Source organism: Streptomyces sp. 8P21H-1 (assembly GCF_013302945.1).
Window position 1 is genome coordinate 298 of sequence record NZ_JABTYA010000176.1, and the last position, 6,695, is coordinate 6,992.

Here is a 6,695-nt window from a genome sequence, read left to right on the forward strand (position 1 = left end):
CGGGGGGTGTCCGTCCTCGGTCCGGCGCGGAATCGGGGGCCTGGGAAGGGACTGCGGCCGACGCGCGGGCCGCTGCGGGCGGACACCCCCCGACACGCCCCCTCGCCGCCGTACCCGGCTGCCGGTCCCCGGGCGCCTGCGCCTCGAACAGCGTCGCGCCCGTGCTGCCGCTCTTGACCACCAGGGTGCGGGGTTCCGGGAGGGCCTCGCGGATCGCTTCCGGGCCGCCGGTGATGCCCCAGGCCGTCTCCGCCTCGTCCTCGCCGACGAAGACCAGGTCCGCGGCGCGGGCGAGCGTGAGGAGGGTGGTGCCCGCCGTGGCGGGGTCGGACCAGAGGCCCTCGCGGTGGTTCACGTCGAAGGAGATCAGGGGGCGGCCGGGGCGGGGGGCGGTGAGTGCCGTCAGGAGGGCCAGGCAGTCCCGCGAGAGGGCTGCCGTGATGCCGGAGAGGTGCAGGACGCGGCCCGAGTCGAGCGCTTCCAGGTCGACGGTCGCCGGGGCCATAGCCGAGGCCGCCGAGCCCCTGCGGTAGTACGCCACCTCGTGGGCGTCCGTGGAGCGGTCGCCGGCCGTGCGGAAGTAGATGCCGGTGGGGCGGGCGGGGTCGCGGCGTACGGCCGAGGTGTCGACCCCGTACGCGCCGATGGTCTCGACGAGGTGGTCGCCGAAGCCGTCGGCCCCGACCCGGCTGACCCACTTCACGCTGTGTCCTGCGGCCGCCAGCGCGCAGGCCACGTTGGACTCCGCGCCCCCGATCGCGCGCTCGAAGGACGGTACGTCGGCGAGGCGGCCCGGGCGGGAGGGGAGGAACGTGACCATGGACTCGCCGAGGGTGACGACCTCCGCGTCGGCCGGGGGGCGCGTGGCGGCGTCGGACGGTCCGGTGGGGGTCACGATGGCTGGGGCTCCTTGCGCTGCGGGTCCGGGCGGTTCCGTTGACCCGGCGTTGGGCGAGATGTTAGACAGCAGTAAGCGTGCTACGCAATGCCCGTTGCGTTCTGTGCAACAGGGCTGATCAGGGAGGTTTTATGGCTGTCGGCTCCGCCGCGGAACGTCTTGCCTCGCTCGCGGACGAGCGGGTCGACCACCGTTTCAAGGGCCTCCCGCCCGACGCCGAGGGCCTGACCGTCGGCGAGCTGGCCGCCCAGCGGCGCAATCTGTTCAGCGGGGGGTTCACCACGCCGGTGCTCGCCCTGTCCGCCGAGCGCCTCGAACACAATCTGCGGCTCATGAGGACGTACGCGGAGCGCCACGGTCTCGCCTTCGCGCCGCACGGCAAGACCTCGATGGCCCCCCAGCTCTTCCACCGGCAGACCGAGCACGGCGCCTGGGGCATCACCCTCGCCCTGCCGCACCAGGTGCGGGTGGCGCGGGCGTTCGGCGTCCGGCGGATCTTCCTCGCCAACGAGCTGGTGGATCCCGCCGCTCTGGCCTGGGTCTCCGCCCAGCTGGCCGCCGACCCCGGTTTCCGGTTCATCTGTTACGTCGACTCGGTGCGCGGGGTCGGGCTGATGGACGCCGCGCTGCGGGGGAGCTCCCGGCCGGTGGACGTCGTCGTGGAGCTGGGCGCGGGCGAGGGGGCCCGGACCGGTGCGCGCACGGAGGCGGAGTGCGCCGCCGTCGCGGACGCCGTGGCCGGTACGGACACGCTGCGGCTGGTGGGGGTCGCGGGGTACGAGGGCGAGGTGCCGGACGCCGACCCGGAACGGGTGCGGGCGTGGCTGCGGCGGCTGACCGCCCTGGCCGTGGACTTCGACAAGGCGGGGCGGTTCGGCCCGGCCGGGGTGGACGAGATCGTGGTGAGCGCGGGCGGCAGTGCCTGGTTCGACGCGGTGGCGGACGTCTTCGCCGAGTTGCCCGGGCTGTCGCTGCCGGTACTGAAGCTGCTGCGCTCGGGGGCGTACGTCTCGCACGACGACGGGCACTACCGCGAGGTGACGCCCTTCGTCCGGATCCCCGAGGAGGGCGCCCTGCACCCCGCCTTCCGGCTCTGGGCGCAGGTCGTCTCCCGGCCGTCGGCCGGGCAGGCCTTCGCGAACGCCGGCAAGCGCGACGCGGCGTACGACCTGGACCTGCCCGAGGCGCAGGTGGTGCGGACGGCGGAGGGCGAGCGGCCGGCGGACGGCGTCACCGTCGCCTCCCTCTCCGACCAGCACACCTGGATCCGTACGGACGAGGGCGTCGAACTGTGGGTGGGCGACTGGGTGGGGATGGGGCTCTCGCACCCCTGCACCGCGTTCGACAAGTGGCAGCTGATCCCGCTCGTCGAGCGGGACGGCACGGTCGTCGACTACATCCGCACCTACTTCTAGGAGCACGCCATGATGGATCTCGTCATCCGTGACGTGGACGTCGTCGACGGCGGTGGAGGCCCCTCCTACCGGGCCGACGTGGGCATCGAGGGCGGCCGGATCACGACCGTGGTGCAGGAGGCGGCCGCCGCCGGGTGCCTGCGGCCCGTCGCCCGGCGCGTGCTGGACGCCGAGGGCCTCGTGCTGACCCCGGGCTTCATCGACATGCACGCGCACAGCGACCTCGCCCTGCTGCGGGACCCCGATCACAGCGCGAAGGCGGCCCAGGGCGTCACGCTGGAGGTCATCGGGCAGGACGGGCTGTCCTACGCGCCGGTGGACGACCGCACGCTCCCCGAGGTCCGCAAGGCCATCACCGGCTGGAACGGCGGCGGGGACAACATCGACTTCACCTGGCGGTCGGTGGGCGAGTACCTGGACCGCCTGGACCACGGCTTCGACGGCGAGGGCATCGCCGTGAACGCCGCCTACCTGATCCCGCAGGGCGCCGTGCGCATGCTGGCCGTCGGCTGGGACGACCGCGAGGCGACGCCGCAGGAGCTGGACCGGATGCGGCGGCTGGTCGCCGACGGGATGCGGGAGGGCGCGGTCGGCATGTCGTCCGGCCTCACGTACACCCCCGGCATGTACGCCGGGGACGCCGAGCTGACCGAACTGTGCCGGGTGGTCGCGGAGTACGGCGGCTACTACTGCCCGCACCACCGCTCGTACGGGGCCGGCGCCCTGGACGCCTACCGGGAGATGGTGGACCTGACCCGGGAGGCGGGCTGCGCCCTCCACCTCGCGCACGCCACCATGAACTTCGGCGTGAACAAGGGGAAGGGCGCCGACCTGCTGGCGCTCGTCGACGAGGCGCTCGCGGGCGGGGCGGACATCAGCCTGGACACGTACCCGTACACACCCGGCTGTACGACGCTCGTGGCGCTGCTGCCCAGCTGGGCGGGCGAGGGCGGTCCGGCGGCGGTCCTCGACCGGCTGCGGGACGCGGACACCGCCGAGCGGATCCGCCACCACATGGAGGTGGTGGGGTCGGACGGGTGCCACGGCGTGCCGGTGGAGTGGGAGACCATCGAGATCTCGGGCGTGACCGACCAGGCGCTCGCGTCCTACGTGGGCCGCACGGTCCAGGAGTCGGCGGACGCGCGCGGCGAGGCCCCCTGGACCGTCGCCCGCCGGCTGCTGCTCGACGACGGTCTGGGCTCGACGATCCTCCAGCACGTGGGCCACGAGGAGAACGTGCGGACGATCATGCGGCACCGCGTCCACACCGGCGGCTCGGACGGCATCCTCCAGGGCGACAAGCCGCACCCGCGCGCGTACGGCACGTTCCCGCAGTACCTCGGCCGGTACGTGCGGGAGCTGGGCGTCCTCGGCCTGGAGGAGTGCGTCGCCCACCTCACCTCACGGCCCGCGGCGCGGCTGCGGCTGCCCGACCGGGGTCTGGTCCGCGAGGGCTACCGCGCCGACCTGGTCCTCCTCGACCCGCGGACGGTCGCCGCGGGCTCGACCTTCGACGCCCCCCGTACGCTGCCGACCGGCATCCCGCACGTCCTGATCGACGGCCGGTTCGTCATCGAGGACGGCCGCCGGACGGATGTGCTGGCGGGACGGGCGGTCCGCCGCACCACCGGCTGACCGCCCGCCGGCCGGTCACGGCTTGGGCAGGGTGCAGCCGCTCGCGCTCAGGTCGAGCTTGCTGTCGAGGCCGAAGCAGGCGGGGATCTGGTAGGTCTGCTGGCCGTAGTTGATGCCGGCGCGGACGGTGACGGTGCCGTTCGCGTCGACCTCGCAGGGGTTGTTCTCGGTGCAGCGTCCGCCGTCCTCGTTGCCGGTGTTGTTGACGGCGACGACGTCGCCGGTGGCGTCGTCGATCACGGGCGAACCGGAGGTGCCGCCGATGGTCCGGCAGGCGGAGGTGTAGCGGACCGAGTCCTTCCAGGTCCAGCTGCCCTCCTTGAGGCGGTGGGCGAAGCCGTCTATGGCGCAGGAGTAGGTGCGCTTCCAGTAGCCGGAGACGACCGTGATGGCCCGGCCGGCGGCCGGGCGGCTGTCGTCCAGTGTCAGCGGGCTGATCCCGTACGAGCTCCTGATCTGCCCGTACGTGGTGGTGAGCTGGTAGAGCGAGACGTCCGTGTCGGTCATCGTGGCGTACGTGATCTTGCTGGCGCGGAGGGTGGCGACGCGGGTGCCGGCGGCGTTCAGCAGGCCGAAGGTGCGGCTGGAGGCCCGGTCGACGATGACCTGGCCGGCGGCCGGGAAGCCGGTCTCCAGGCAGTGGCCGTTCGACATCACCAGCGCCGGGTCGTCGTCCTGCGAGTCCGGGAGGCGCACGACGGAGCCGGAGCAGTTGCTGAGCGAGACGGTGCCGGCGAAGGTGACGGCCGCCGGTTCCGCGGCGGCGGACGGCTCCGCGGCGGCCGCCGGTGCGGCCAGGCCCGTCCCTGCGGTCACCAGGGCTCCGAGCACGGCAAGGAGAGGCTTCTTCATGTGGGGGTCCCCTCTTACGACGCGAGCGGCCGGAGGTCTTCCGGCCGCTTCCCGTATGGCTTCACACATGGCTTCAGGTTTTGTCATGCGCATTGTGAGGGGCCCGCCCCACCCCGACAAGAACCCGAATCAAGCCGCCCGCGCGCCCCGCACCCCTGGGGGCGCGGGGAACTGCGCGACCGGCCACGGCGCACCCGCACCCGCGAAGCACGCAAGGCCGCGGGGCGGCAGGGCGGCCAAGCCCCGCACACCCGAGCCGCACGTCTCACGTGGCGGGAAACACTCCGCGCGAACCACGGCCCGGCCGTAAGCTCGCGGGCATGCAGGTGATCCAGTCGACCAAGCTCGCCAACGTCTGTTACGAGATCCGGGGCCCGGTGCTCGAGGAGGCGATGCGGCTGGAAGCGGCAGGTCATCGCATCCTGAAGCTGAACACCGGCAACCCCGCCGCGTTCGGCTTCGACTGCCCGCCGGAGATCCTGGAGGACATCCTCCGCAACGTCTCCTCCGCGCACGGCTACGGCGACGCGAAGGGCCTGCTCGCGGCGCGCCGGGCCGTGGTGATGCACAACCAGACCCTCGGCATCGAGACGGACGTCGAGCACGTCTTCATCGGCAACGGCGTGTCCGAGCTGATCGTGATGGCGATGCAGGGCCTGCTGGACGACGGCGACGAGGTGCTCGTACCGGCGCCGGACTACCCCCTGTGGACCGCCGCCGTCTCCCTCTCCGGTGGCACCGCCGTGCACTACCGCTGCGACGAGCAGTCCGACTGGATGCCCGATCTCGCCGACGTGGAGCGGAAGGTCACCGACCGCACCAAGGCGATCGTGATCATCAACCCGAACAACCCGACCGGCGCGGTCTACGACGAGGCGATGCTGCGCGGGCTCACCGACATCGCCCGCCGCCACAACCTGCTGGTCTGCTCGGACGAGATCTACGACAAGATCCTGTACGACGAGGCCGTGCACACCCCGACCGCCAAGGTCGCCCCGGACCTGCTGACACTCACCTTCAACGGCATGTCGAAGGCGTACCGCGTGGCCGGGTACCGGGTCGGCTGGATGGCGATCTCGGGGCCCCGGGCGCACGCCGACTCGTACATCGAGGGGCTGACGATCCTCGCCAACATGCGGCTGTGCGCGAACATGCCCGGTCAGCACGGTGTGGTCGCCGCCCTCAGCGGCCGTCAGACCATCAAGGACCTCGTGCTCCCCGGCGGGCGGCTGCGGGAGCAGCGGGACGTGGCGCACGCGCTGCTGACGCAGATCCCGGGTGTGACGTGCGTGAAGCCGAAGGGGGCGCTCTACCTCTTCCCGCGCCTGGACCCGAAGGTCTTCAAGATCAAGGACGACCGGCGGATGGTGCTGGACCTGCTGCGGACCGAGAAGATCATGGTGGTGCAGGGCACCGGCTTCAACTGGCCCGAACCGGACCACTTCCGGGTCGTCACCCTGCCCACGGCGCGGGACCTGACGGACGCGGTGACGCGGATCGGCACCTTCCTGGACGGGTACGGGCAGACCTGACGCGGGTGAGGTGCGCGGCGGTCCGGAATCGCTTCCCGAACCTGCGTAACTTTAGACGGAATCTAAGCTAGGATGGCTTCCTGCCAGGACACAGGAGGCCATCTCCCATGTACGAACCGATCCGCACCAAGTCGGTGCACTCGATGGCCGGCACCGCCGACTTCCCCCACCGGTCGCGCGAGGAGGAGCTGGACATCCAGCTCGCCGGTCATCTGGCGGCACTGCTCACGGTCACGGACGAGCTCCGTGGTCTCGAACCGTCCGCCGAACTCGACGCCGCCGCGGAGCGGCTGGCCGAGCAGGTGACCCGGCTGCGCGGCGGGCGTCCGCCGGTCCGTGCGGCCGTCACCGCGAGCGGGGGCG

Annotated in this window: 5 protein-coding genes and 1 pseudogene; 4 read left to right on the top strand and 2 right to left on the bottom strand. The window is 72.4% G+C overall.

Annotated elements, in window-relative coordinates:
* Positions 1-820 (bottom strand): sugar kinase (locus tag HO151_RS02900; protein WP_254594668.1); only part of this gene is annotated, 820 nt, incomplete at its 3' end.
* 209 nt (positions 821-1,029) lie between these two features.
* On the opposite strand from HO151_RS02900, the gene HO151_RS02905 reads away from it, so the two are divergent.
* Together HO151_RS02905 and HO151_RS02910 are read left to right on the top strand one after the other, a co-directional pair.
* Positions 1,030-2,313, top strand: a complete 1,284-nt coding sequence (locus HO151_RS02905) for an amino acid deaminase (RefSeq protein ID WP_173894549.1) — start codon at positions 1,030-1,032, stop codon at positions 2,311-2,313.
* 9 nt (positions 2,314-2,322) lie between these two features.
* Complete coding sequence (locus HO151_RS02910) at positions 2,323-3,948, top strand: amidohydrolase family protein (protein WP_173894550.1); 1,626 nt, start codon at positions 2,323-2,325, stop codon at positions 3,946-3,948.
* A 15-nt stretch (positions 3,949-3,963) separates the two neighbouring features.
* On the opposite strand, the gene HO151_RS02915 is transcribed toward HO151_RS02910, so the two are convergent.
* The gene (locus HO151_RS02915) at positions 3,964-4,800 is read right to left on the bottom strand and encodes a serine protease (RefSeq protein ID WP_173894551.1); all 837 of its coding nucleotides are present in this window, start codon (positions 4,798-4,800) and stop codon (positions 3,964-3,966) included.
* A gap of 320 nt (positions 4,801-5,120) precedes the next feature.
* Here HO151_RS02915 and HO151_RS02920 point away from each other — a divergent pair, with 320 nt between their 5' ends.
* Entirely contained in the window at positions 5,121-6,332 is a 1,212-nt protein-coding gene (locus tag HO151_RS02920) for a pyridoxal phosphate-dependent aminotransferase (protein WP_173894552.1), read from the top strand.
* 107 nt (positions 6,333-6,439) lie between these two features.
* Positions 6,440-6,695: pseudogene (locus HO151_RS02925) on the top strand (hypothetical protein); the annotation flags it as partial.